This window comes from Chromobacterium violaceum ATCC 12472 (assembly GCF_000007705.1).
Taxonomy (GTDB): domain Bacteria; phylum Pseudomonadota; class Gammaproteobacteria; order Burkholderiales; family Chromobacteriaceae; genus Chromobacterium; species Chromobacterium violaceum.
On the sequence record NC_005085.1, the window covers coordinates 745,893 to 770,166 of the forward strand.

The 24,274-nt window shown below is 64.5% G+C and carries 33 protein-coding genes and 1 tRNA gene; 6 read left to right on the forward strand and 28 right to left on the reverse strand.

Annotated elements, in window-relative coordinates:
• Nucleotides 1-11: 11 nt before the first annotated feature.
• A complete protein-coding gene (locus tag CV_RS03490) occupies nucleotides 12-1,397 on the reverse strand; it encodes an MFS transporter (RefSeq protein WP_011134274.1) in 1,386 nt (461 codons plus the stop codon).
• Nucleotides 1,398-1,513: 116 nt separating this feature from the next.
• Between CV_RS03490 and CV_RS03495 the strand changes: the two genes are divergently transcribed.
• Nucleotides 1,514-2,380, forward strand: a complete 867-nt coding sequence (locus tag CV_RS03495; protein ID WP_011134275.1) for a LysR family transcriptional regulator — start codon at nucleotides 1,514-1,516, stop codon at nucleotides 2,378-2,380.
• 64 nt (nucleotides 2,381-2,444) lie between these two features.
• On the opposite strand, the gene CV_RS03500 is transcribed toward CV_RS03495, so the two are convergent.
• From CV_RS03500 to CV_RS03590, 19 genes are all read right to left on the reverse strand, one after another.
• Entirely contained in the window at nucleotides 2,445-2,771 is a 327-nt protein-coding gene (locus CV_RS03500; protein WP_011134276.1) for a RebB family R body protein, read from the reverse strand.
• Between the two features lie 32 nt (nucleotides 2,772-2,803).
• A complete protein-coding gene (locus tag CV_RS03505; protein WP_011134277.1) occupies nucleotides 2,804-3,127 on the reverse strand; it encodes a RebB family R body protein in 324 nt (107 codons plus the stop codon).
• Between the two features lie 25 nt (nucleotides 3,128-3,152).
• Complete coding sequence (locus tag CV_RS03510; RefSeq protein ID WP_011134278.1) at nucleotides 3,153-3,476, reverse strand: RebB family R body protein; 324 nt, start codon at nucleotides 3,474-3,476, stop codon at nucleotides 3,153-3,155.
• A 31-nt stretch (nucleotides 3,477-3,507) separates the two neighbouring features.
• The gene (locus tag CV_RS03515) at nucleotides 3,508-3,828 is read right to left on the reverse strand and encodes a RebB family R body protein (protein WP_011134279.1); all 321 of its coding nucleotides are present in this window, start codon (nucleotides 3,826-3,828) and stop codon (nucleotides 3,508-3,510) included.
• A 78-nt stretch (nucleotides 3,829-3,906) separates the two neighbouring features.
• Nucleotides 3,907-4,482 (reverse strand): hypothetical protein, encoded by a 576-nt coding sequence (locus tag CV_RS03520; protein WP_011134280.1) that lies wholly within the window; start codon nucleotides 4,480-4,482, stop codon nucleotides 3,907-3,909.
• Nucleotides 4,475-4,675 carry a hypothetical protein gene (locus CV_RS03525; RefSeq protein ID WP_011134281.1) on the reverse strand — a complete coding sequence of 67 codons (201 nt, stop codon included), beginning with the start codon at nucleotides 4,673-4,675 and terminating at the stop codon, nucleotides 4,475-4,477. Before CV_RS03525 ends, CV_RS03520 begins: the two co-directional genes overlap by 8 nt.
• Before the next feature lie 89 nt (nucleotides 4,676-4,764).
• The gene (locus CV_RS03530; RefSeq protein WP_011134282.1) at nucleotides 4,765-5,205 is read right to left on the reverse strand and encodes a lysozyme; all 441 of its coding nucleotides are present in this window, start codon (nucleotides 5,203-5,205) and stop codon (nucleotides 4,765-4,767) included.
• A 54-nt stretch (nucleotides 5,206-5,259) separates the two neighbouring features.
• Nucleotides 5,260-5,769, reverse strand: coding sequence for a hypothetical protein (locus CV_RS03535; RefSeq protein ID WP_011134283.1), 510 nt, complete (start codon nucleotides 5,767-5,769; stop codon nucleotides 5,260-5,262).
• Nucleotides 5,770-5,779: 10 nt separating this feature from the next.
• A complete protein-coding gene (locus CV_RS03540; RefSeq protein ID WP_011134284.1) occupies nucleotides 5,780-6,835 on the reverse strand; it encodes an extracellular catalytic domain type 2 short-chain-length polyhydroxyalkanoate depolymerase in 1,056 nt (351 codons plus the stop codon).
• Between the two features lie 28 nt (nucleotides 6,836-6,863).
• Complete coding sequence (locus CV_RS03545; protein ID WP_043595411.1) at nucleotides 6,864-7,271, reverse strand: hypothetical protein; 408 nt, start codon at nucleotides 7,269-7,271, stop codon at nucleotides 6,864-6,866.
• A gap of 256 nt (nucleotides 7,272-7,527) precedes the next feature.
• Entirely contained in the window at nucleotides 7,528-8,961 is a 1,434-nt protein-coding gene (locus CV_RS22680) for a patatin-like phospholipase family protein (protein WP_011134286.1), read from the reverse strand.
• A gap of 74 nt (nucleotides 8,962-9,035) precedes the next feature.
• A complete protein-coding gene (locus tag CV_RS03555) occupies nucleotides 9,036-9,650 on the reverse strand; it encodes a hypothetical protein (RefSeq protein ID WP_011134287.1) in 615 nt (204 codons plus the stop codon).
• A 28-nt stretch (nucleotides 9,651-9,678) separates the two neighbouring features.
• Complete coding sequence (locus CV_RS03560; protein WP_011134288.1) at nucleotides 9,679-9,918, reverse strand: RebB family R body protein; 240 nt, start codon at nucleotides 9,916-9,918, stop codon at nucleotides 9,679-9,681.
• A gap of 105 nt (nucleotides 9,919-10,023) precedes the next feature.
• Complete coding sequence (locus tag CV_RS03565; RefSeq protein ID WP_011134289.1) at nucleotides 10,024-10,818, reverse strand: DUF4239 domain-containing protein; 795 nt, start codon at nucleotides 10,816-10,818, stop codon at nucleotides 10,024-10,026.
• A 67-nt stretch (nucleotides 10,819-10,885) separates the two neighbouring features.
• Nucleotides 10,886-11,560: a DUF2589 domain-containing protein gene (locus CV_RS03570; RefSeq protein WP_011134290.1), complete on the reverse strand. Its 675-nt coding sequence runs from the start codon at nucleotides 11,558-11,560 to the stop codon at nucleotides 10,886-10,888.
• Between the two features lie 40 nt (nucleotides 11,561-11,600).
• Nucleotides 11,601-12,107 (reverse strand): DUF2589 domain-containing protein, encoded by a 507-nt coding sequence (locus CV_RS03575; protein ID WP_011134291.1) that lies wholly within the window; start codon nucleotides 12,105-12,107, stop codon nucleotides 11,601-11,603.
• The gene (locus tag CV_RS03580; RefSeq protein WP_139794093.1) at nucleotides 12,104-12,313 is read right to left on the reverse strand and encodes a hypothetical protein; all 210 of its coding nucleotides are present in this window, start codon (nucleotides 12,311-12,313) and stop codon (nucleotides 12,104-12,106) included. The genes CV_RS03575 and CV_RS03580 overlap by 4 nt, the downstream gene beginning before the upstream one ends.
• Entirely contained in the window at nucleotides 12,310-12,936 is a 627-nt protein-coding gene (locus CV_RS03585) for an RNA polymerase sigma factor (protein ID WP_011134292.1), read from the reverse strand. The genes CV_RS03580 and CV_RS03585 overlap by 4 nt, the downstream gene beginning before the upstream one ends.
• 111 nt (nucleotides 12,937-13,047) lie before the next feature.
• On the reverse strand, nucleotides 13,048-13,779 hold the full coding sequence (locus CV_RS03590) for a Crp/Fnr family transcriptional regulator (RefSeq protein ID WP_045050144.1): 732 nt from the start codon (nucleotides 13,777-13,779) through the stop codon (nucleotides 13,048-13,050).
• Between the two features lie 152 nt (nucleotides 13,780-13,931).
• Between CV_RS03590 and CV_RS03595 the strand changes: the two genes are divergently transcribed.
• Nucleotides 13,932-14,016 (forward strand) — tRNA-Tyr (locus tag CV_RS03595).
• Between the two features lie 57 nt (nucleotides 14,017-14,073).
• Here CV_RS03595 and fghA read toward each other — a convergent pair.
• Complete coding sequence (gene fghA, locus CV_RS03600; protein ID WP_043597298.1) at nucleotides 14,074-14,904, reverse strand: S-formylglutathione hydrolase; 831 nt, start codon at nucleotides 14,902-14,904, stop codon at nucleotides 14,074-14,076.
• 5 nt (nucleotides 14,905-14,909) lie between these two features.
• The gene (locus CV_RS03605) at nucleotides 14,910-16,037 is read right to left on the reverse strand and encodes an S-(hydroxymethyl)glutathione dehydrogenase/class III alcohol dehydrogenase (protein WP_370448041.1); all 1,128 of its coding nucleotides are present in this window, start codon (nucleotides 16,035-16,037) and stop codon (nucleotides 14,910-14,912) included.
• 124 nt (nucleotides 16,038-16,161) lie between these two features.
• Here CV_RS03605 and CV_RS03610 point away from each other — a divergent pair, with 124 nt between their 5' ends.
• Nucleotides 16,162-17,064, forward strand: a complete 903-nt coding sequence (locus tag CV_RS03610; RefSeq protein WP_011134296.1) for a LysR substrate-binding domain-containing protein — start codon at nucleotides 16,162-16,164, stop codon at nucleotides 17,062-17,064.
• Between the two features lie 28 nt (nucleotides 17,065-17,092).
• Complete coding sequence (locus tag CV_RS03615; RefSeq protein ID WP_011134297.1) at nucleotides 17,093-18,106, forward strand: nucleoid-associated protein; 1,014 nt, start codon at nucleotides 17,093-17,095, stop codon at nucleotides 18,104-18,106.
• A 54-nt stretch (nucleotides 18,107-18,160) separates the two neighbouring features.
• Here CV_RS03615 and CV_RS03620 read toward each other — a convergent pair whose 3' ends face one another.
• On the reverse strand, nucleotides 18,161-18,406 hold the full coding sequence (locus CV_RS03620; protein ID WP_043595418.1) for a DUF6868 family protein: 246 nt from the start codon (nucleotides 18,404-18,406) through the stop codon (nucleotides 18,161-18,163).
• Between the two features lie 154 nt (nucleotides 18,407-18,560).
• On the opposite strand from CV_RS03620, the gene CV_RS03625 reads away from it, so the two are divergent.
• A complete protein-coding gene (locus tag CV_RS03625; RefSeq protein ID WP_043595420.1) occupies nucleotides 18,561-18,917 on the forward strand; it encodes a DUF805 domain-containing protein in 357 nt (118 codons plus the stop codon).
• A 72-nt stretch (nucleotides 18,918-18,989) separates the two neighbouring features.
• On the opposite strand, the gene CV_RS03630 is transcribed toward CV_RS03625, so the two are convergent.
• Entirely contained in the window at nucleotides 18,990-19,889 is a 900-nt protein-coding gene (locus CV_RS03630) for a 4-deoxy-4-formamido-L-arabinose-phosphoundecaprenol deformylase (protein ID WP_011134300.1), read from the reverse strand.
• Nucleotides 19,890-19,928: 39 nt separating this feature from the next.
• On the reverse strand, nucleotides 19,929-20,366 hold the full coding sequence (locus CV_RS03635; RefSeq protein WP_227590069.1) for a GrpB family protein: 438 nt from the start codon (nucleotides 20,364-20,366) through the stop codon (nucleotides 19,929-19,931).
• Between the two features lie 254 nt (nucleotides 20,367-20,620).
• Between CV_RS03635 and CV_RS03640 the strand changes: the two genes are divergently transcribed.
• Nucleotides 20,621-21,163 carry an NYN domain-containing protein gene (locus tag CV_RS03640; protein ID WP_011134301.1) on the forward strand — a complete coding sequence of 181 codons (543 nt, stop codon included), beginning with the start codon at nucleotides 20,621-20,623 and terminating at the stop codon, nucleotides 21,161-21,163.
• Between the two features lie 152 nt (nucleotides 21,164-21,315).
• On the opposite strand, the gene CV_RS03645 is transcribed toward CV_RS03640, so the two are convergent.
• The 3 genes from CV_RS03645 to CV_RS03655 are packed head-to-tail and all read right to left on the reverse strand — an operon-like array spanning nucleotide 21,316 to nucleotide 24,273.
• Complete coding sequence (locus tag CV_RS03645; RefSeq protein ID WP_011134302.1) at nucleotides 21,316-22,359, reverse strand: bifunctional UDP-4-keto-pentose/UDP-xylose synthase; 1,044 nt, start codon at nucleotides 22,357-22,359, stop codon at nucleotides 21,316-21,318.
• A 49-nt stretch (nucleotides 22,360-22,408) separates the two neighbouring features.
• Nucleotides 22,409-23,326: a formyltransferase gene (locus tag CV_RS03650; RefSeq protein WP_011134303.1), complete on the reverse strand. Its 918-nt coding sequence runs from the start codon at nucleotides 23,324-23,326 to the stop codon at nucleotides 22,409-22,411.
• The gene (locus CV_RS03655) at nucleotides 23,323-24,273 is read right to left on the reverse strand and encodes a glycosyltransferase (RefSeq protein ID WP_011134304.1); all 951 of its coding nucleotides are present in this window, start codon (nucleotides 24,271-24,273) and stop codon (nucleotides 23,323-23,325) included. The genes CV_RS03650 and CV_RS03655 overlap by 4 nt, the downstream gene beginning before the upstream one ends.
• Nucleotide 24,274 lies beyond the last annotated feature (1 nt).

Below are 24,274 nucleotides of genomic sequence, written 5' to 3' on the forward strand. Positions count from 1 at the left end.
CCGGCCCGTCGTCAGCGCGCGGCCGGCGCCGGTTCCGGCGCAGCCTGCTGGCCCGCCCGCGGTATCCAGCCTGCGATGAGCGCGCCGCTGAGCGAGGCCAGCGCGGCGACGGAGAGTCCGATGGCCAAGGCATGGCGGAGGTCGGCGCCATAGCCGACGGCGAGAGCCGCGCCTGCGGCGCCGACCAGGGCGCCGGTTTGGCGGACGGCGTTCAGCACGGCCGACGCGGTGCCGGACAGATGCGGCGGCGCGCTTTCCAGCACGGTGGCGGTCATCGGCGCGATGGCGAGCGCGGTGCCCAGCGCCAGCGGCAGCATCGCCAGCAGCGACCAGGCCAGCGCATGGCCGTCGGCGAGGGCCAGCAGCAGATAGCCAGCGGCAGAGAGCAGCAGGCCGCCGCGGATCTGGCGGCGGGCGCCCAACCGCGGCAGCAGGCGGCCGGCGGCGACGTTGCCGATGATCAGGCATCCGGCCAGCGGCAGCATGGCCAGGCCGGCATGCAGCGCGTCCAGGCCCAGGCCTTGCTGCAGGTAGAGGCTGAGCAGCAGCAGGGTGCCGAAATAGGCGACGCCGATGGCGAAGCCCACCCAGTTGGCGGCGGCGAAAACCGGGTTGCGGAACAACTCGGGCGGCACCATCGCCTGCGGGTTGGCGTTTTCCAGCTGCCAGAACAGGCGGCCGCAGCCGGCGACCGCCAGCAGCAGGGCGAACAGGACGGGCGCGCCCAGGCGCGGGCCTTCGATCAGCGCGTAGCTGGCCAGCAGCAGCGTCAGCATGCCGGCCGCCTGGCCGGGCAGGTCGGCGCCGCGGGTCGGCATCGCTTGGCGATGCGGCACCACGAAGGGGATGGCCAGCAGCGCGGCCAGACCGATTGGCACGTTGATCAGGAAGGCGCCGCGCCAGCCCAGCGGCGCCAGCAGCAGGCCGCCCAGCACCGGGCCGGCCGCGGCGGCCGAGGCGGACAGGCCGCCGTACAGGCCGACGGCGCGCGCGCGCTCGGCCGGATGGGGAAAGGCGTGGCGCAACAGGCCGAGCGAGCTGGGAATGAACAAGGCCGCCGCCATGCCCTGCAGCAAGCGAAAGAGGATCAGCGTCCTCGCGCCGGGCGCCAGCCCGCACAGCAGCGAGGCCAGCACGAACAGGGCCAGCCCCCAGGCCAGCATCCGCCGGGGGCCGAAGCGGTCGGCCAGCCAGCCGGCGCTGAGCATCAGGCCGGCGAAGCCCAGCGCGTAAGCGTCCACGATCCAGGTCAGTTGGCTGAGGCTGGCGTCCAGGCTGCGCAGCAAGGCCGGCAGCGCCAGATTGACGATATTGGTGTCGAGCACCGCCATGAACATGCCGGCGCTGAGCGCCAGCAGGGTGGGCAGTCCGGTCCGGACCGATTGGGCGTGAGGCATGAATGGCGTCCCCAGGTGGAAAACGCAGCCATGCTAGGCGAGATGATGGTGCGAAAAAATAGACAAATATGATAAATGGTGATGCAATTTCGCATTTTAAGGCAGGCGGACGCAGCATGAATTGGGACAATGCCCGTTACTTTCTCAGCCTCGCCCGCGCGGGCACGTTGCGTGCCGCCGCGCAGCAGCTGGGGGTGGATCAGGCCACGGTGGGCCGGCGGCTGCAGGCTTTCGAGGCCGAGATCGGCAGCCGGCTGTTCCTGCGCACGCCGCAGGGCTATCAGTTGAGCGAATCCGGCGCCATGCTGCTGGCCGACGCCGAACGGATGGAAGCCGCCGCCGACGCCTTCAGCCGCAAGGCCGCGCACAGCGACCGCCAGCTGGCCGGGCCGGTGCGCATCGCCGCCACCGACACCGTGGCCGAGGCCTTCATCATCCCGGCGCTGGCCGAGCTGTCGCGGCGGCATCCGGAACTGGAGTTCACGCTGCTGACCGGCTTGTCGATCCGCGACGTGGCGGCCGGCGAGGTGGATTTCGCCATCCGCAGCCTGCGGCCGGACAAGGGCGAGGTGCTGGTGCGCAAGCTGGCGGCCATCGACATGAGTCTGTACGCGTCGCCGGATTACCTGGCGCGGCGCGGACGGCCGCTTCCCGGCGACGGCTTCGCCGGCCACGAGCTGCTGATGTTCCCGCGCGACACCGTGCCGCGCCACTGGCAGCGGCTATGCGGCGAAAGCGTGGACCAGGCGCGCATCGCGCTGCAGGCCAATTCGCAGCTGTCGCTCAGGCAGGCGGCGCTGGCCGGCATGGGCATCGCCATGCTGTCCTGTTTCATCGCCGATCGAGACGCCGGCTTGGAGCGGGTGTGGCCGGATCGGACCGACCCGGTGGACATGTGGCTGGTGTTGCACCCCGACCTGCAGAAAGTGGCGCGGGTGCGGACGGCGGTGGAGGCGATCGCGTCCATGTTCAAGCCGGCCTGAGGCGCCGGCAAAAAAAAAGCGCCCCGTGGCCGGGGCGTAACGCAGGGGAAGAGCGGAACCGGGCTTAGCGGTTCCGGAAGCTTTGCAATACCGTCAGCAAGCTGGTCAGGTTGTCGGCGACGCCGCCCTGCGCCACTTTTTCCGTGGCGGCCGCGCCGGCCATGGTGTTCATGCTGTAGATCTGCATCACGCCCATGTTGGCGGCGGCCTGGGCCAGCGTGTTCTGCTGCTGCTGCGCCGAGACGGCGTTCTGGAACAGGATGCCGGTCGAGTGCGCCAGGCTCTGGTAGATCGAGCCCATCGCCATCGCGGGCGATTCGGCCAGCACCTTGACGTTGGCCTGGGTGACGGCGTCGGTGATCTGGTTGTTGACTGAGGTGGGGAATGCCATTGAATGCCTCCTGTGTTATGGAGTGGGGAAAATCAGCGCTGGAACGATTGCAATACGGTCATCAGGCTGGTCAGGTTGTCGGCGATGCCGCCCTGGCTGACTTTTTCGGTGGCGGCGGCGTCGGCCATGGTGTCCACGCTGTAGATCTGCATCACGCCGGTGTTGGCGGCGGCCTGCGACAGCGTGTTCTGCTGCTGCTGGGCCGAGATGGCGTTCTCGAACAGAATGCCGGTGGAGTGGGCCATGGTCTGGAACAGCGAGCCCAGCGCCATCGCGGGGGCTTCGGCCAGCACCTTGACGTTGGCCTGGGTGACGGCGTCGGTGATCTGATCGTTTACGGCGGTGTTGTTAGCCATGTCTTAATCTCCGATCGGCGCGCGCTTAGCGGCGGAAGGATTGCAGCACGGTCATCAGGCTGCTGAGGTTGTCGGCGATGCCGGCCTGGGACACTTTCTCGGTGCCGGCGGCGTCGGCCATGGTGTCGACGCTGTAGATCTGCATCACGCCCATGTTGGCGGCGGCCTGGGACAGCGTGTTCTGCTGCTGTTGGGCCGAGGTGGCGTTTTCGAACAGGATGCCGGTGGAATGGGACGCGGTCTGGAACAGCGAGCCCATCGCCATGGCGGGGGCTTCGGCCAGCACCTTGACGTTGGTCTGGGTGACGGCGTCGGTGATCTGATCGTTTACGGCGGTGTTGTAAGCCATTTTCTAGCTCCTATCGCGGATGAGGCGGGAATCAACGGAACGACTGCAGCACGGTGAGCAGGCTGGTCAGATTGTCGGCGATGCCGCCCTGCGCCATTTTCTCGGTGCCGGCGGCGCCGGCCATGGTGTCCATGCTGTAAATCTGCATCACGCCCATGTTGGCGGCGGCCTGGGCCAGCGTGTTCTGCTGCTGCTGGGCCGAGACGGCGTTCTGGAACAGGATGCCGGTGGAGTGGGCCATGCTCTGGTAGATCGAGCCCATCGCCATGGCGGGGGCTTCGGCCAGCACCTTGACGTTGGCCTGGGTGACGGCGTCGGTGATCTGGTCGTTGACGGAGGTCGGGAAGGACATGCTTGGCTCCTCGAGTGCGGTGTGTTGGTCAGGCGCACCGTCGGGCATGGCGGCCGGCGCGGACGCCATGTCCCGGTGCTACTGCTTGGACGGCGGGGCATCGCCGCTGTGAACGCCGCTCTCAGCCGGGGCCGGCTCGGCGGCCGCTTCCTGCGCCTGCAGCTTGTGCACCACTTCCTGCAATTGCGCGGACAGCGGGCCGAAGTACTGGTTGAAGCATTTCTCCACTTCCTGGCGCGCCAGGTTCGACAGGTGCTCGGCGATCTGGCCGAGCGCCAGCTGGCTGCCGGGCTGCAGTCCCGCCATCGCCGGCTGCAGCGTGGCGGGGCGCAGCTCGGCGAGGTCCTGCGTGCCTTCCAACAGCTTGAGAATCGCTTGTTCCTCGGCTTCCTGTACCTGCAGCGCCTGGCTGGAGCTGGCCTGGATGGAGGCCAGGATGTCGCGCACGCTGGCGCCGGCGCGGTTTTGCCCTTGGGCGATGGCCTGCTGCGTCTGCTGCCTGGCCTGCTGGATGGCAGCGGCCGCCGGTTGCGGCGAGGTTTGCAGCTTTTGCTGAAAGGCTGCCAGCGCCTGCTCTTCCTGCGGCTGCAACGGCCGGCCCAGGTATTGCTCCGCCACCTGGCGCAGGGCGGGATTCAGCGGCGACTCAGCCATGATGGGCGTCCTGTTCGCGCCCCAGCAGCGGGGTCAGCGCGCCGCGCATGGCCAGCAGCGCTTGCTGTTCGGCAAGGCGGCGGTTGTCGTCCCGCACGGCGGCGCCGCTCATCAGTTCGCCGGCCCAGTCGCTCAGGTGTTGGCCCAGCAACTGGGAAACATGGGCGTGCAGACTGTTCAGTTCGTTGTGCATGGCGTATCTCCGGAGGTTGAGTGCGAAAACAGCCCGCGGCGGAGCCGGCGGACTGTTGTCAGGACGGAGGGAGAGGCGGCTTGTGAAGCTCAGCAGGGGGCAGGCGTCAGGAACAGCGCCTGCTCGGCTTTGCGGCGGCGAGTCAGTCCGGGCACGGCCTGGCCGCCGGCCCGGTTCCAGCGCGGGAACTGCGCGGCGGCGCCGTCGTAATCGCCCTTGTTCAACAGGCGCAGCAGCGTGGAGCTGCGGAGGTTTCCCAGCCCCAGGTTGTAGCTGAAGCTGACCAAGGCGGAGAACTGGTTGGCGTTCAGCGGCACGATCACGGCTTTGCGGACGCCGGTTTCGAATTTCTCCAGATCGGCGGCCAGCAACTGGTCCGCCTGTTGCTGGGTGATCGTCATGCCGGCTTTCACGTCCGGCCCGGTGTGGCCGTAGCCTATGGTCCAGACACCCACCATGTCCTGGTAGGCGGCGAGGCGGACGCCCTCGAATTGCTTGATCAGGCTGATGCCTGCTGCGTTGGTTTTCATCGCGTGTTCTCCATTTCAGGGTGGTGGGCGCCGCCCCGGCGCCGGGGCGGCGATTCAGGTCTCGGGCGGGTTCTCGGGCGGCGGCGTCAGCCATTGCTGCAGGTTCTGCGCCAGCGCCGGCGACAACTCGCTCAGCGTCTGCTGCAAGGCCTCCAGTTGTTCGTCCCAGCTCTGGCGTCCGCTCTGGACGGCGGCGTTGAGGGCCAGCAGCGCGTCGCCCTCGCCCCGCGCCTGCAGCAGAGAGCCCGCCAGTTCGCCGGCCTGGCGCCGCAGCCCGGCGCTCCACTCCAGCTGCCAGAGCAGGCTTTGCCGGGCGAACTCGGTGCAGACCTCGTCGCATTGGCGGCAAAAGGCCAACAGCGAGTCCGCGCCCGCGCGCCGCAGCCAGGCCTCGGACCATTGGCGCTGCGTCTCCTGCTGCCGTTCCGCCAGGCGCTGGCCGCAGTCCAGCCAGGCTTTGAGCGCGCCTTTCCACGCCCGCTCATCGGGCAGGCCGGCCTCTGCCAGCCGTTGCCAGCCGTCGTCGAGGCTCCGCAACCAGTCGGACAGGAATTGGGGATCCATGGCTTGCTCCTTATTTGCGGTGGCTGTTCAGGCGGTCGAGCATCGCGCGGATGGCGGACATCTGCGGCGCGTGCTTGGCGTAGTAGTCGGGATTGGCCGGATCCTTGCTGCTGTAGCCCCAGAAGTCCCAGCAGCCTTGCGGGTTGCGCTTGGGATCGGTGCGGATCTGCGGATACAGCACCACGATGCGGTTGCTGTCGGCGATCTCGTTGTAACCGGTGGTGGCGTAGAAGCGGTTGCCGATGCGGCGGTCTTCCTGGGTGCAGCCGTGGAAGGCCACGTGCACGCGGCAGCTGTCCTTGGCGCAGGCGGCCGGAATGTAGACATGGCCGGTGTCGGACAGCCCTGTATACCCTGTCTTGGAGAACTCGGTCTGGTCGAAATCCTTCAGTTGGCCGGACAGTTTGGCCGCGGGCGGCTTCAACTGCCCGTACAGTTGGCGCAGGATGTCATGCGACTGGACGAAGCCGCAGTTGTTGAGATTGGGCGCGGCGTTGGCTGGGCATTTCAGGTCTGTGGCGTTGGCGGTGATCAGCGCGTGGCCGGCGTTGACGTTGTCGATATAGCGGATCTGCGAGTCGGGCACGCCGGCGCTCTGGTAGAAGGCCCGTGTCTGGGCCACCACTTTTGGCAGCACGATGCTGTCCGACGCGCCGGTGAAGATGTACAGCCGCTGCCGCTTGATGTTGTCCACCGGGTCTATCAGTTTCTGCTGGGCGAACTTTTGCGCCGCCTGCCAGGCTGCCGCGCCGGATGGGGCCGCGCCCAACGGGCGCATGCACTGGGTGGTGGCGGTGGTCAGGAAGCGTTCCGGTCCGTTCAGGCCGCCCAAGCCGGCGCAATAGAACGGCCCGCCGGCGACGATGCCGGCGCCGGCCACGCGGGCCGAGTGGGCGACGCTGAACTGGGCGGCCATGAAGGCGCCGGAGGACAGTCCGGAGACGGTGTTCTGCTTGGGATCGGCGCCCAGCGCGGGCAGCGGCGGAGCGGCGGCGGCCGCCTGGCCGCAGGCGGCGGCGAGTAGCAGGGCGGCCAGACGGCGGCGAGAGATGCGGGTGACGCGCATTGCGGGTTCTCCTTGCGTGAGTGAAGGTTTATTTGTCCATCTTTTGCAGCTCGTTGATGCCGGACCAGCCGATGAACAGCAGCCCCAGCTCGGTGGAGCCGAACGAGTACGGCAGGCCGGCCAGAATCCCCATCGCCACGCCCTTGGCCAAGGCCATGCCCAGACTGTCCTTGTCCACCCAGAGCTGGGTCAGCGCGGCGCTGAGCCCGATGAAGCTGAACAGCAGCAGGCCGGAGAGCAGGAAGAAGCGGGTTTTCTCCTGCAGGGGCATGGCCTTGGCCATGTCCAGCAGCATCACGTCCCACAGCTTGTCGGCGGCCAGCGTGACGATGGCCGACAGCAGGTGCACCGGGCTCTTGCTCAGTTCCGGGATGCTGCCGCGCAGCATGCCGCCGCGCGGCGCGGCGCCGTTGGCGTCTTGGTCGGGTGTGTCCATGAAGTGGGGCGTTTGGGTGGCGTGGGCACTGTCTTGCTGGGGACGGTGGCGTGGCGTGGTCGTGAAATCAGAAACTGGGTGTTTATGCTGTAATGAAGAGTTTGGGAGGGGGGCTTGAAAACGGCTCACAAAAACGGATGCATGTATTGCATGGAATCGCGGTGCGTGCGCTTTCCATCAGAGAAAGCGGAATTTTTTTGACTGGCTTGGCGGAACAGACTGGCCTTGTCGGGTCAGCCTGTTCTTGGAGATTTACTTATATTCCGTTTTGATCTGCCCATAGTTTGAGATCTTCCGAGCCGAGTATGGATAATCGGCGCTCTTCTTTTAGAAGCTCTTCAAATTGATGTTTTATGGTTGTGCAATAGTCTTCAATAGAAGCAGATATTTTAGGGTTGTTAATGTTTTCCTCATTGTACTCTAGCGTTAAGCTAATGGGATGGATGGGTTGTTTGGCTGCGTAGTATATTTTGTAATTCTCGGCTTTGAATAATTTCCCATTTTTTGATTCGGTGGCGATGCTTTCTGATTGAATGATTTTCTTCTTTTTGATTGAGAATGATGAGTTCGACTTGGGGATGATTATTCTATTTCCGAATGATGAGCGGATTGAGATGGCTCGGAGAATGTGTTTGGGGATGAAGGTCAACGTTTCTCCGATCTCGTCCGTAGAATTGAGCCCAATTGCAAGTGCAATAGTCTCGTCTTTGGAGTTGTTAACTTCCCCAATGTGAAGGATGGCCTCGGCAGGAAGATTGCTTAAGCATCCTCCATCGGTGTAGATAATTGAACGGTCGTGGATGTTTGCTGAGATGGAGCAAGGCGAGAATAGCAGTGGATAGGATCCACTGGCCACTGCTGCGGAAAGCAGGCAGGTTGTTCTGTCTTGGTTGAATGCCGTGGTGCTTCTTAGCTTTGCAGATTCGCTTACTTTTGACGAAATGTAATTTAGCGAGCCAAAGTTGCTTTCTAATGATTGGATGTAGTCTTGATTTATCCGGTCGCCAAATAATCGGGTGCATGTTACGGTTAATTCCTTCCAGCCGTTATTAATGCCCAGTGCGGTAAAGATGGCGAGAAGATATCTGTGTGTTGAGACCAGGTAGCACCCCGATATGTCGAGATCTTTCCATGCGGAAGCGAGCGCTAGATAGAGCTCTTTTAATTCCAGCTCCCCAAGGTCGCCTGGGATTTCATATGGTAGAAAAAGCCGGCTGTCGTAAGCTTCATAGCTCCACTCTTCACCTCGAATGAATGAATTTGTATTGGGCTTTGTGATGTTTTTCTTATTGAACTCAGTATTGACCTTGGTCAGGGCATTCGCAAGCGCGGCACGAGTAATAATGTTCAGAATGGACGGTATGCTTGATCCGTCAAGTTCGCTTTCGGTGTAATTGTGGCCTAATGCGCCTCCAACTAATATCCTAAACAGGCTTGCACCTTCAGTCCCCTTCTTGGCAAAGGGTAAGGCTTCCGACATGGATGGGGATAGATATTTCAAGGCGGTCGTAGTGCCGCCCATGCATAAAATGTAGCCAGTGAGCGCGCCGGCGCTGGAGCCGATGATGTGTTTTATTTTATATAGGTCGATCAGCTTATTGCTTGGGTCGGAAAGTACTTCGATTGCCTGAGGGTAGACAATTCCTTTCGATCCTCCTCCCCCAAGAACTAAAGTATTAATTTCGCTCATGATGTCCTCCTGGTTTTGATGGCCTGTTCATCCGATAGGCCTTGGTGGTGAATGCGAAGAGTCTCAATGGGAGATCAGTGATGCTGCTGGTTGAGTAAGGCTTGGTACTTGGTCAAACTTTGATCAATCTTGTCCAAGGCGAAATGCGCGGCCTCGCCCTCCATCGCGCCGGCCGCCGCCGCCACCGCCGCCGCGGTGCCGACCAATAGGTCGGTGATCAGCACCCCCAGCGCGTCCTCGGCAGCGCCCTTCAGATCTTGCTTGGCGAATTTCTCGGTCATGTCCTTCAGCAGCACGCTCTTGCTGGCCAGCGCCAGCTTGCTCGCGCTGTCGAAGTAGTTGGCGCCGGCCTGCGCCACCAGGCCGCCGGCCTGGCTGATCATCATGTTGGGCGCGACGGCGATCTGGCTGCCGGCGTAGGCGGCGGTTTCGCTGTTGCTGAGCTGCACCGCCTGCACGATCTGGCTGTTGAGCGCGCTGGTGTCCGGGTTGCCGTCCGGCGCGGTTTTCAGCTGGCTGGTGAAGCTGTTCAGCGGGCTGGACGACGGCGGCGCGGGCGGCGGTCCGGGGGGCTGGGCCGGGCCGTTCTTTGCGGCGGATGCCGCCGGCGGGTCCGACTTGGCCTGGGCGCCGTCCTGGCCGGCGGCCGGTTTGTCGCCGAACAGGTTTTTGAAGTTGGGGAAGGGCATGATCTAGCTCTCCGTGGAGGATGGCGGCTCAGCTGCTTTTCTCGCCGATGGACAGGATCATCGACACCGCTTTGGAAATCACCGCGCTGGAGATCTGGTTCAGCGCCTGCTGGCTGTGGACCGAGTTCTGCAGCGCCAGGCCGGCGGAGTGGCTGGCCAGCTGGTACAGCGAGGCCATCGCCTGGGCCGGCGCTTCCGCCACGACCTTGACGTTGGTTTGGGTGACGGCGTCGGTGATCTGTCCGTTGACTGCGGTGTTGTCTGCCATGATGTCTCCTGGATCGCGAATGGGGGGAAGAGGGCGCTGGCGAGCGCTTGCCCTATGGACGCGGCGGCGGCCGGCGCGTGAACGGGGCCGATGGGTTTTCGCGGCTCAGCCGTCCAGGCTGTCGGCGCGGATGGCGCGCAGCGTTTTGCGGTACGGTTCCGGCGACACGCTGATGTCGCCGTAGAACGGGGTGTCGTAGATCAGGATGATGGCGAGCACGATGGAGATGGAGGCGGCCATCGCGCAGGTGAGGAAGAAGTGCACGGCCTTGCTGGGCACGTGCATCAGCCAGGCGAAGAAGATCAGCAGCACCTCGCCGATCAGGCTGACCCACCAGATGTCCAGGGGGATGGTCATCGCCTGGTCGGACAGCCGCGCATGCCGGCTGGCGTACAGGCCGTTGAGCTGGTTCTGCGCCAGGCTCAGGTATTCCGCCTCGCGCCGGTCTGCAGGGTGGACGGCGGCCAGCGCCCGGCTGAGCCGGCCCAGTTCGGGCGAGCCGGCCGGCACCTCTTCCCCCTTTTGCTGCAGCGGCCATTCCCGGCTGACGACGGCGTCCAGATAGGCCAGCAGATTGTCCTTCACCGGCTGGCGCGCCGAGGGCAGGCCCTGGGCGCTCATCCGGTAGAGCGAGCCGGCCAGCTCGGCCTCGCGCTCGACGATGTCGGAGGAGGCGTCGAAGTGGTTGATCGCCCGCACCAGCAGCGCGGCGATGATCAGGCCGTAGAAGATGCCGACCACGGCGATGATGACGCCCACTTCGTCGCTCTGCTTCTGGGTGACGTGGTCAGGCGCCAGCTTGCGCAGCAGCAGGTGGACCAGCGCGGCGCAGGCGCAGCCGGACGCGGCCCACAAGGCGATTTGCGCCGACGAGGGCAGGGAGATGAAATGGAGCAGCATGGTGTTCATCCTGTGGCGGCCTTGAGGAGACGCGCGGCGACGCATGGGCGGGCGCCGCGCGGCGGGATCAACTGTTGGCGCCAGCCGGGGGCGGGACGGCGGGCGCGTCGGGCGGCGCCAGCGCCATGTCCATGTTCTTGCCGAAGGCCTGCAACAGCAGCTTCAGGCCTTCCGGCACCGGCTGCTGCTCGGCCTTCACCTCCACGTGGTAGCGCGCGTCGTTGCTTTTGCTGGCGCCCTGCTTGTCGCCGCGGGAGTGGGAGGCGTCGTAGGACACCGAGCCCTTGAGCTCGACGCCGAAGGCGCCCCAGCCGGCGCGGGCGTCCCAGGCGGCGCCGGCGTCCAGCTTGGACGCGGATTGCTCCGCGGTTTCCCGGGAGCAGCTGGACTTCACCTCCATGTCGAAGGCGATGTCCACCGAGCGGATGGCCAGCGACGGAATGTGCATCAGGGTGAGCACCGGCAGCTTGAGCGTCAGCGCCGACGCGGCCTGGCCGGCGGGGCCGGGGCGGCTGGACGCCAGCTCGATGGCGGCGGTCAGCGGCTTGTAGCCGGTCAGCTTGCCGTTGCGGTCGACCAGGCGGATGAAGCCGGTTTCCAGGATGGCCTGGGTCTGCGTCATCGCCAGGCTTTGCTGCGCCTGGGCGGCCGCCTGCAGCGGCCCGCCGATCAGCGATTGCATCGGCAGGCCGGAAAACTGCTGGGCCATGCTTAACAGATTGTTGTCCGAGGTCTCGGCCATGGTGTTTCCTTTCTTGGCAACAGAGGTGAGGAGGCGGCGTTCAGGCGGGCAACTGCGCGTTCAGCAGCTTTTCGTAGGCGGCCACCACGCGCAGGTAGCCGGCGGGCGGCTCCAGGCCCTGGATGACGATCTTGATCTCCGCGGTCTGCTCATCCTGCTGGCGCATGGAGACCAACACCTCGGCGGCGGTCGCATCGTCCGCGTCCGGCTCGCCATCGGCGGTTTCGGCCAACGACAGGTTGAGCGTGGTCAGCACCTCCACTTTCTCGATGGCGAAGCTTTTCAGCGGCAGCAGCGTGATCAGCGGCACCTGGACCTGGTGGTGCTCCATCGCGACCACGCCGTTGCGGCTCACCTCGCGCGGCACGTTCATGCCCACCATGCGCGCGGTCCAGGCGCCCTCGGGGAAGTTTTGCGCCGGATCCTGCTCCTGGTCGGGAATGAAGAACTGCTGCAGTTCCTCTATGTGCTGATGGCAGACGCAGCGTTGCGCCTCGATCACCGCTCTTTTCAGTCCGCCGATCAGATTGCCCAGTTTGGCGGTCATGTCAGGCGCTCCTTGACGGGTGAGGACAGTGCTAGCCGCGGCAGGCGTTCCAGCCTGTCCAGCCGGCTCCGGCGCTTATCGGCCGCGAAGGGGGCGGCGGCCGGCAGGCCTTTCCGCGCGGGTGGCGTCGCTGCCTGCGGCCGGGATAGCCGGAGGCGCAGCCAGCGGGCCAGCCGGAGCGGAATCATGTGCGGAAAGGGTTTCATGCGGCTTTGTCCTTGTCGTCGGCGGAGGCGGTGTGGTGTCGGGCGTTGGCGGCGGAAAGCCGCCCGCGCTGCTGCTGACACGGACGGCGGTTGTCGGGGGGCGTGAAATCGGGGTCCAGCTGCCTGCGCAACGCCTTGCGCAGCAGCTCCACCCGCTTGCGGGCCAGCGCCTCGTTGATGCCGAGCCGCGCGGCGATCTGGGCGTAAGAAAGGTCCTGTTCGAACTTCAGCTGGAACAGCCGCTGCTGGTCCGGCTTCAAGGCGGCGAACGCGCATTCCAGTTCGGCCAGCTGCTGCCGCGATGACAACTGCTGTTCCGGCGTGGGGCCCAGGCCGGCGCAGGCCTGGGCCTGGTCGCCGCTCGGGTCTGAATCGGGATCGATGACCTTGATTTCCCGGCCCTGGCGGCGCTTCAGGTCCAGGAAGGCGTGGTTGAGCGCCAGGAACATGAAGCCGGCCAGGTTCTGCACCCGGCCGGGGGAATGCTGCAGGTAGAGATGCACCTTGAAGGCGGTATCGGACAACAACTCGTCGGCGCGGTGGACGTCGCCCTTGCACAGGTGGCGGGCGCGGCGTTGCAGTTTGGCGTGTATTTCCCGCCAGACCATGGAGAAGCTTTGCATGGTGGCCATCCTTTATGACAGTTGGGATTGCAGGATGGGGTAACACGCAAGGCGGCACTGTTTCTTTGGTGACAAATGAATGTTTTGTCTGTTAAAGATATGCTTTTGGATTCATTGCCGGGATTGCCTCGCGATGCGCGATAGCCGGCCGGGATCAAGAATCTGCAGCGTCTGGCGGGAGAGCTGGATCAGGCCGTCGCGCTGCCATTGCTGCAGCTGGGCGTTCAGCCGCGGCCGGCTGGCGTTGAGCATGGCGGCCAGCGTGCCTTGGTTGGCCGGCATCGGCAGCGTCACGCCGCCGGGGCCATGGCGGCCGTTCTGTTCCATCTCCGCCAGCAGGTGGCGGGCCAGCCTGGCCTCCAGCCGGTACAGGCATACGGTTTCGACGAAGCTGCTGATGCGCTGCAGCCGCGCGCACAGCTGCTGCTGCACCCGGTTCATCAGCGGTGGACAGTCCTGCAGCGGCGCGAAGTGCTGTTGATGCAGCAGCAGCAACTGGCTGTTGCGGCCGAGCAGCGCGTTGCTGCTGCGGCGGCCGGGCTGCAGCAAGGCGCTTTCGCCGACCATTTCGCCGGGCTGGGTGCAGTCCATGATCACTTCATGTCCGTCCGGCTCCTGCAACGAGTGGTAGACGCCGCCGCGCAGCACCAGGCCGACGAAGTTTTCAGGGTCGCCGCGCAGGAACAGCAGCTTGCGCTGCCTGCCGTCCACGGGGGTGGCGTGCCGCGCCAGGTGGCGGATCAGCGACTCGGGCGCGTCCCGCAGCAGCGGCAGGGCGGCGAGGTCGGTTTGGGAGCGGGAGGAAAGCAGACTGCAGACAGGGCGATGGATAGGGAGGTGCATCGTTTTTCCGCAAGCAGGTTGAATGATGGCGCGGACGCGCCCGCCTGTGGAAAACGGCTGCGGGGTGGGCTTGTGAATCAGGGAAAGTCGCGGCGGAATCGGCGCGCGGAAAGTTGACAGCCGGCAAGCAAGCCTATACCATGCGCCGCTCTGGAGGGATTCCCGAGCGGTCAAAGGGATCAGACTGTAAATCTGACGGCTCTGCCTTCGAAGGTTCGAATCCTTCTCCCTCCACCAGATTCAACAAAAAAGCCAGGCTCTCGAGCCTGGCTTTTTTGCGTTCCGCGCGTGGCGTCAGGCCCGCAGATGGCGGGCGTGGAAACGCAGGTGCTGGTCGATGAAGCTGGCGACGAAATAGTAGCCGTGGTCGTAGCCGGCGTGGCGGTGCAGTTCCAGCCGCGCATCGCTGCTGCGCGCCGCCTGCTGCAGCGCGTCCGGCCGCAGCTGCTCGGCGAGGAAGGTATCGGCCAGGCCGATGTCCACCCTGAGCGGCAGCGGGCAGCCGCGCTCGGCCAGCAGCAGGCTGGCGTCCCACTCGGCCCAGGCGGCCTCGTCGCCGCCCAGGTAGGCGGCGAAGGCCTTGCGGCCCCAGGGCGCCTGGCTCGGATTGCAGATCGGGCTGAACGCCGACGCCGACACGTAGTCCTGCGGGCGACGGATCGCGCAGATCAGCGCGCCGTGGCCGCCCATCGAGTGGCCGGCGATCGCGCAGCGGCCGTTCAGCGGGAAATGGCGTCGCAGCAGCGCCGGCAGTTCCTCGCTGACGTAGTCGTACATCCGGTAGTGGCGGCGCCACGGCTCGCGCTCGGCGTTGAGGTAGAAGCCGGCCCCCTGGCCCAGGTCGTAGGCCGCGTCGTCGGCCACGCCTTCGCCGCGGGGGCTGGTGTCCGGCACCACCAGCGCGATGCCGAGCTCGGCCGCCAGCCGCTGCGCGCCTGCCTTGTGGCTGAAGTTCTCGTCGGTGCAGGTGAGCCCGGACAGCCACAGCAGCCATGGCAGCTTGCCATGGTCGGCCGCTGGCGGCAGGAACACGCTGAAGCGCATCCGGCAGCAGAGCGTTTCCGAATCGTGCAGCCACTGCTGCTGGCGGCCGCCGAAAGCCAGGCTGTCGGCGATTTTCTGCAGCCCGTTCATGCCGGCTCCGCCGCGTAATGGATGACGGAGCGTATGCTCTTGCCTTCATGCATCAGGTCGAAGGCTTCGTTGACGCGCTCCAGCGGCATGGTATGGGTGATGAAGTCGTCCAGGCGGAATTCGCCTTTCAGATAGCGCTCCACGTATTCCGGCAGCTCGGTGCGGCCGCGCACGCCGCCGAAGGCGGAGCCGCGCCATACCCGGCCGGTGACCAGCTGGAACGGACGGGTGGAGATTTCCTGCCCGGCGCCGGCCACGCCGATGATCACCGATTCGCCCCAGCCCTTGTGGCAGCATTCCAGCGCCGCGCGCATCACCTTGACGTTGCCGATGCACTCGAAGGAGAAATCGACGCCGCCGTCGGTCATTTCCACGATCACGTCCTGGATCGGCTTGTCGAAGCCATTCGGATTGACGCAATCGGTGGCGCCCAGTTTTTTCGCCAGCTCGAACTTGCCTTCATTGATGTCGATGCCGATGATGCGGCCGGCGCCGGCCATCCGCGCGCCGATGATGGCGGACAGGCCGATGCCGCCCAGGCCGAAGACGGCCACGTTGTCGCCGGCCTTCACCTTGGCGGTGTTGACCACCGCGCCCATGCCGGTGGTGACGCCGCAGCCCAGCAGGCACACTTCTTCCAGCGGCGCGGCCTTGTTCACCTTGGCCAGCGAGATTTCCGGCAGCACCGTGTACTCGCTGAAGGTGGAGGTGCCCATGTAGTGGTAGATCGGTTTGCCGTCCTTGGAAAAGCGGCTGGTGCCATCCGGCATCAGGCCCTTGCCCTGGGTGGCGCGGATTTTCTGGCACAGATTGGTCTTGCCGGACAGGCAGAACTTGCACTCGCGGCATTCCGGCGTGTATAGCGGGATCACGTGGTCGCCCACCGCCACGCTGGTGACGCCGGGGCCGACGGATTCGACGACGCCGCCGCCCTCATGGCCCAGGATGCAGGGGAACACGCCTTCCGGGTCCGCGCCGGACAGGGTGAAGGCGTCGGTGTGGCAGACGCCGGTGGCCACCATCTTCACGCGCACCTCGCCGGCCTTGGGCGGATGCACCTCGATCTCTTCGATGCTCAACGGTTGGCCGGCGGCCCAGGCTACGGCAGCCTGGCAGCGGATGATGTCATGGCTCATCGGCGACTCCTTGTTCGCATTGACGGTTCTCTAGGGTAATCAACCATTGTATTTTTTTGCCGGTTATCGATAATCGGCTGAATTGGTAAATGATTTTTTCTGTGGAGAAAAAATGGCCAGTTGGGAAGGGATGCAGGAATTCACCGCCGTGGCCGACTGCGGCAGCTTTACCCGGGCGGCCCGCCGGCTGGGGATTTCCATCGCCCAGGTCAGCCGCCAGGTGGGACAGTTGGAGGAAAGGCTGGGCGCGCGGCTGCTGTACCGCACCACCCGCCAGCTCAGCCTGACCGAGGCCGGAGAGTTGTATCTGGCGCATTGCCGCCAACTGCTGGAGTCGCTGGCCGACGCCGAGCAGGCGGTGTCGCAACTGCAGGCGGCGCCGCAGGGACAGCTGAAGCTGACCGCGCCGCTGGCCTACGGCCACAGCCACATCTCTCCCCTGGTGCTGGATTTCATGCAGCGCTACCCGCTGCTGGAAGTGAGCCTGGACCTGTCCAACCAGGTGAAGGATCTGGTGCACGAGGGCTACGACCTGGCGATACGGATAGGCCGCTTGACCGATTCCTCGCTGATGGCGCGCAAGCTGGCGCAGCGGCGCCATCATGTTTGCGCGTCGCCGGACTACCTGGCCCGCTGCGGCGAACCGCGGCGGCCGCAGGACTTGCAGCGGCACCAGTGCCTGCAGATCGGCAACGAGGGCTGGCATCTGCAGGTGAACGGCAGGCGGCAGAGCGTCCGCGTGCAGGGGCGGATGCGCTGCAGCACGGCCGCGCCGCTGGCCGAGGCCGCGGTGCGCGGCATGGGCCTGGCGCAGTTGCCGGACTACTACGTGTCGGCCTACCTGGAGAGCGGGGCGCTGGTGGAGGTATTGGCCGATTACGCGGAGCCGGAGGAGGGCATCTGGGCGCTGTATCCGCACAACCGCCAGCTCAGCCCCAAGGTGAGGCTGCTGGTGGATTTCCTGGCCGACAGTCTGGCTGGCGGCGCTTGCCAAGGCGGCGGTCCGCGACAATAATCGCGCATTCTTTTGCGGGAGCGCGGCGATGGTGATAGCGGAATCTAGAGTGGAATGCATGGTGGTGCACCGGGTGGGCAACCCGACGCGCGGCGAGCCGCTGCAGCTGTCCGAGCGCACCACGGCGGTGGACGAGGCGGTGTCCGGCCTGCTGCTGGACGGCTACCTGAAGGGCATCGTCTCCGATCGCAAGAAGCACCAGTTCGTCCACGAGACCGATCTCAATCTGAACGAGGTCTACCACTACACCCGCCAGTTCTTCCGCGGCGAGGTGGATTTCCTTGAGGTGTCGCAGCGCATCGCCAAGCATCTGTACGGCCGCTCGCAGCACCCCAACATCAGCGCCGGCGACCTGCTGGTGATCCAGTTCGCGGGCTTGTCCGACGGCGAGCGCGAAGTGCGCGCGCTGGGTGTGTTCAAGTCCGAGATCCGCGACGATTTCCTCACCATCATCGAGGGAGGCGGCGTGTTCGACATCAGCCACGCCTCCGGCATCAACCCGCGCCTGATCGACAAGGGCGCGCTGATCCTGGAGCACGGCCCGACGGTATATGCGGTAGACCGCCTCAGCCGCGAGGCCAAGTTCTGGCTGGACGATTTCCTGAAGGCGCTGCGGGTGCCGGACAAAGCGTCCAGCAGCAAGATGCTGGCCAGCGTGGTGGAGCAGCTGTCGGGCGAGATCGAAGATCCGGTCGAGCAGGCGCGCTTCAAGGACGAGTTGCTGACGCTGGTGGAAAGCCAGCCGGAAGAGGTGCAGGCCAAGGCGCTGACCGCCGCCGCCGAGCGCTTCGTGCCGCGCGAGCAAGTGGAAGTGGCGTTGGGCAGCGCGGCGGAGTCGTACGGCTTCGAGCTGGACGACGAAGCCAGGCTGCCGGCCAAGGGCGTGGCCAAGCAGCTGGAGAAGACGCTGTCGCGCTACGGCGTCGGCCACGGCATCAGCGTGCTGCTGCCGTCAGGCATCACCTTGAAGAACATCCAGTCGCAGAACGACGGCGAGGGCGGACTGACGCTGACCCTGTTCCTGAACAAGCGCGACCACTGATTTCCTGCCCATTCCAATGACGGCGGCGGTCGGACGACCGCCGCCGTTTCGCATTCAGCGCGAGCTCAGCCATAGCGCCAGCAGCGGCGCCAGGTTGAAGACGAACACCAGGATCTTGTACAGGCCGATGCCGCCGTAGTTGAGCAGATCGAAGGCGGCTTCGGACAGCCTGAACCAGCGGCGATGCAGCCGGTACAGCGCGTCGTGGGCGAAGCAGAACAGACAGAACCACAGGATCAGCACCAGATAGTGGAAGGCGACGCTGTACAGCAGCAACTGTTCCAGCCGGGTTTCGGTCATGGATGGCTCCTGAATGGCAATTTGAACAGAAATATGTCATACAATTTACATCAGCTTATAAGTCTATTATCATGCTCCGTCGGCAATTTCATGCCGATGTTTTTTTTGTATGCCTGAATTGAACATTTTGCGAATAAAATAGAAAAGGCTCGCCATGAACTGGTATCTGACTGCGCTGAAAAAATACTTCGATTTCAACGGCCGCGCGCGCCGCCGCGAATACTGGCTGTTCCAGCTGTTCCAGATGATCGCCATCACCTTGCTGGTGGTGATCGATCAAGTGGCGCTGAGCCAGACCTTCCCCATCCTGACCATAATTTATGCGCTGGCCACCATTCTGCCGGCCTGGGGCGTGCTGGTGCGCCGTCTCCATGATATCGGCCGCAGCGGCTGGTGGATGCTGATCAGCTGCGTGCCGCTGGTGGGCGGCATCATCCTGTTCGTGTTCACCGTGATGGACAGCCAGCAGGGCGACAACCAGTTCGGCGCCTCGCCGAAGGCCGCGCTCTGATCGACGCGTGGGCCCGGTAAAAGAAAAACCCGCCGTTTTCGGCGGGTTTTTTTATTGAGAAGCCGATACGGCTCAGGCCTGCAGCGCCAGCGTGCCGCTGCGGCCCGGGATCTCGCCCATCGTCACCCGGCCGGAGGGCAGGTTGGCGAGGTCCTGGCTGTCGAACAGGTCGATGCAGCTGACCAGCTGGTAGCCCTGCCGCTTCCATCCGGCGAGCAGGCGCTCGAACACCTCCATCAGCCGCATGCCTTCCAGTTCCGCATGCAGCGTGTAGACGTGGCCGGTGGCGGTTTCGCTCTCGGTCAGCTGCAGCAGGCGCTCGTGGACGTTGTCGTTGGTCAGGCCGTCCAGGCCGATCAATTCGTCCAGCGTCGGCAGGGTGGTGGGCAGCTGCGGCACGCCCAACGGCCGGCCTGCGGCGTCCAGCGGCTGGAACGGGTGGCTGCCGCGGCCATCCGAGGCGTACAGCATGCCGAGCTCTTTCTGGTAGGCCAGCGCGGCGTCGTTGATCTGCCAGCCGGCGGCGCCGTGGGTGCGGGCATCCTCGCCGAAAATCTCGCGGAAGCGCCTGGCCGCCTTGTGCATTTCGGCGCGGGTCCAGGCCGCGTCCTTGCCGGCGACGTAATCCTGCCACTTGATGTGGTCCCAGCAATGAATGCCCACCTCGAAACCGGCGTCGCGGACCGAGCGCAGCAGATCGGCCTCGCGGCGGCCGATGTCCGGTCCCGGCAGCACGGTGCCGTACAGCAGGGTGCGGATGCCGTAGTGCTCGACGACTGAAGTGCGCGACACCTTGGACAGGAAGCCGGGACGGAACACGCGCTTGATCGCGCGGCCGGTATGGTCCGGGCCCAGGCTGAACAGGAAGGTGGCACCGGCGTCGTGCCGCCGCAGCGCCTCCATCAGCCGCGGCACGCCTTCGCGGGTGCCGCGCCAGGTGTCGACGTCTATCTTCAAGGCAAGTTTTTTCATTGTTCTGATGGCTTCAAGTGTTCGGAATCGCTGGCGAGTTTACCGCGACAGAGGCTTGTCGTGCGGTTTTCCGGCCGCCGCCGCCAGTACGGCGGCGATAAAGGCGCTCTTCGCGTCGGTGTACGCGGCGCGGTCATCGCTGTGGTTTTGCGCGAGTTGCCGCTTCAGATCGGCGTATTGTTCGGCGAGGTGGCCATCGGCGCGCAGCGCGTCGCGGAAGGCCAGCTTGTCGCGCCAGAAGCCGCTGTCCAGCGCCACCGCGTGCAGATGGACTTCGCGCGGATGGGCTGCTGGTTTGGCGAAGTCATGTCGATCCGGCATGGCGGCGGCCATCTGCGGCTGAAGATGGAAGCCTGCCGATTTCAGAGCCGGGATATATGGCGCTATGTTGTTGAGAGCGGGCAGTCCCAGCATGATGTCGATGATCGGCTTGGCGGCGAGGCCGGGCACGGCGGTGCTGCCGATGTGTTCGATCACAACTTGATCGGCCAACTAGGGCGGGGGCGATAGCGCTATGGTCATCATGGGGTAGGACATTATATGTGAAAATCATAAATTTGCACATGATATGCGTACCGAGTTCACTTATTAAAAATATTAGCTAAGATGCTTATATGGTTTTGTAGTTGAGTGCCTGGCCCTCTCAATGAGTGCCGAAGCAATCAAGATCAATTGCGTCTAGATCGAAGTTTGGTCGGTCGACTGCCATTGCGGAAACGACGAGAGAAAAAATGGCTGATTACATCTACATCGACAATTCTAACCTCTACATTGAGGGGCGGCGCGTCAGCGCAGTGCAGCAGCGGCTAGCTACCAATATCAACGAGGCGATGCGTGACGGCATTCTTGACCATGGATACACCATCAGCTTTGGTAAGTTGCACGAGTTCTTGACGGGAGGGGATCTTACAAAGATCAAGCGTGCCGCTCTGTATGGCTCTCGTCCACCGCCCAATGACTCAATCTGGAAATCCGCTGAGCGGGCGGGTTTCGAACTTCACCTAGAAGACCGCAATGTGGCCAACAAAGAAAAGAAGATCGACACGGGTATCGCCACACTTCTGACGAAGGACGCCTATAAGCACGGCAAGCCTGAGGAGGATCTGTTCGTTCTTGTCGCCGGCGATAAGGACTATGTCCCGACACTTAATGAGCTACGTGCAGATGGGTATCAGGTCGAGGTCGTTTTCTGGAGTCATGCGGCCAAGGAGTTGAAAGACGCCGCTACACGGTTCATTTCTCTCGACCAACACCTTGAACATTTGCGCTTTTGATGTAACGCAGCATCGTAGCGATTCATTCACCCCTACTCGGACCACTCTGGCTAGTGGTTCTTGGGTATGGCCTGCAGCCAACCCGTACTATGGGGGTACGGTATGTGGCGGAACGCCCGGCAGAGCCGGGCTTCCGCCCTACGGCTTGGGGATTACACAGACAGATCGCGGCTGGCGGCGACTTGGTCGCGGTAGTAGTCGTAGATGCCGCGCAGCGCGTCGGCCATGGTCACGCCCGGCTTCCAGTCCAGATCGGCCATGGTGTTGGCGATCTTGGGCACGCGGTTCTGCACGTCCTGGTAGCCCTTGCCGTAGTACTGGCCGGAGGTGGTTTCCACCACCTGCACCTTGTCGGCGTTCAGCTGGTATTCCGGATAGACGCGCGCCAGGTCCAGCATCATCTGCGCCAGTTCGCGGATCGAGTAGTTGTTGGCCGGGTTGCCGATGTTGTAGATCTGGCCGGAAGCCTTGCCGTCCTTGTTCTCGATGATCTTCATCAGCGCGCTGATGCCGTCGTCGACATAGGTGAAGGCGCGCTTCTGGTGGCCGCCGTCGACCAGCTTGATGGTCTCGCCGCGGACGATGTGGCCCAGGAACTGGGTGATCACGCGGCTGGAGCCTTCCTTCGGCGTGTTGATGTTGTCCAGGCCGCCACCGATCCAGTTGAACGGGCGGAACAGCGTGTAATTCAGGCCCTCTTCCATCGCGTAGGCGTGGATCACGCGGTCCATCAGCTGCTTGGAGCAGGCGTAGATCCAGCGCGGCTTGTTGATCGGGCCGTAGATCAGCTGGGAGTTTTCCGGGTCGAACTCGGCGTCCTGGCTCATGCCGTACACTTCAGAGGTGGACGGGAACACCAGGTGCTTCTTGTACTTCACGCACTGGCGGACGATGGGCAGATTGGCCTCGAAGTCCAGCTCGAACACGCGCAGCGGGTTGTTGACGTAGGTGGACGGTGTAGCGATGGCCACCAGCGGCAGCACCACGTCGCACTTCTTGACGTGGTATTCGATCCACTCCTTGTTGATGGTGATGTCGCCCTCGAAGAAGTGGAAGCGCGGATGATCCTTCCATTCGGCCACGCGGTCGGCATGCATGTCCATGCCGTAGATTTCCCAGTCGGTGGTCTCGATGATGCGTTTGGTCAGGTGGTGGCCGATGAAGCCGTTCACGCCCAGGATCAGTACTTTTTTCATTCCAAGTCCTCACTCGCCCGCAGGCGGAAAATCGAATTCGGTAATCGGTTCACAGCGCCAGCGCGTCGCTTCCGACGCGGGCGGCGAAGTTGTCGGCGGCCAGCGGCTGCCCGTCCAGTTCCGCCTCCAGCACCGCCAGGCGGCCGCCGTCGGCGCAATGCAGCCACAGCCGGCCATCGGCGCTGCGCAATTCTGCGCGATCGGCCGGCGCGGCCTGGCCGGCCGGCAGCGTCTTCCACAGCAGCAGGCGGCCGGCCGCGGTGTCGGCGTAGGCGCCGGGGAAGGGGCGGGCCAGCGCGCGGACGAAATCATGCAGTCGCCGGGCCGGGGCCTGCGCGTCGATGCGGCCGTCTTCCGGCTTGCGGCCGCCGAAGTAGCCGCCCTGGCCCAGGTCCTGCTGGACATGCGGCGCGTCGCCGGCGATCAGGCCGGGCAGGCTGCGCCACAGCACCATCTCGGCGGCCACCGTCACCTTGGCGAACACCTCGTCCGCGGTGTCGTCCGGCAGGATGGGCACCGCCATCTGGTCGACGACGGGGCCGTTGTCCGGCTTGACGTTCATCTGGTGCAGCGTGGCGCCGGTTTCGGTTTCGCCGTGGATGATCGCCCAGTTGATCGGCACCCGGCCGCGGTACTTCGGCAGCAGCGAGCCGTGCATATTGTACGCGCCGCGCTTGGCCGCCTCCAAGAGCGGGGCCTTCAGCATGTGGCGGTAGTAGAACGAAAACAGGAAGTCCGCTTGGCAGGCCTGGACTTGCGCCACCACTTCCGGCGAGTTGGGATCGTCCGGCGTGATGACGGGGATGCCGTAGTCGCGCGCCGTCTGGGCCACGCTGTGGAACCAGATGTTTTCGTTCGGGTTGTCCTGGTGGGTGACGACCAGCGCGACGTCGACGCCGCGGCCGATCAGCGCCTTCAGGCAGCGCACGCCGACGTTGTGGTAGGCGAAGACGACGGCGCGGCTCATGCCTGGCCTCCCTTTTGCTCCAGCACCGTCTGGATCACGTAGCGCGGGCGCGAGCGGACTTCCTGGTAGATGCGGCCGATGTATTCGCCCAACAGGCCGATGCCGAACAGCGCGAGGCCGATCAGGAAGAAGGCGATGGCGAACAGCGTGAACACGCCGCCGACTTCCGGCCCCAGGATCAGCCGGCGCAGCAGCAGGTAGACCACCAAGAGGCCGGAGCCGGCCGACACCGCCATGCCCATCAGCGAAAACCATTGCAGCGGCACGATGGAGAAGCCGGTCATCAGGTCGAAGTTCAGCCGGATCAGGCTGTACAGCGAGTATTTGGACTCGCCGGCGAAGCGCTCCTCGTGGCCGACGACGACCTCGGTCGGATGCTGCGAGAACTGGTAGGCCAGCGCCGGGATGAAGGTGTGCAGCTCGTTGCACTGGTTGATGGTGTCGATGATGCGGCGGCTGTAGGCGCGCATCATGCAGCCTTGGTCGGTCATCTTGATCCGGGTCAGCTTCTCGCGCAGGCGGTTCATCGCCCGGCTGGCGACGTGGCGCCACAGGCTGTCATTGCGCTGGCGTCGGATGGAGCCGACGTAATCGTGGCCCTTGTCCATTTCCGCCAGCAGCAGCCGGATGTCTTCCGGCGGGTTCTGCAGGTCGGCGTCCAGCGTCACCACGCGTTCGCCGCGGCTGTGCTCGAAACCGGCCAGGATGGCGCGGTGCTGGCCGAAGTTGCCGTTGAACAGCACCACGCGGGTGACGTCGGGGCGCTGGGCGAACTGGTCGGCCAGCATGGCCGCGCTCTTGTCGCGGCTGCCGTCGTTGATGAACACGATCTCGTAGCGCAGGTTCAGCGCGTCCAGCGCCGGATACAGGCGGTCGAACAGCGCCTGCAGCACGTCCTGCTCGTTGTAGACCGGGATGACGACGGAAAGGTTGATGTCGGTATTCATG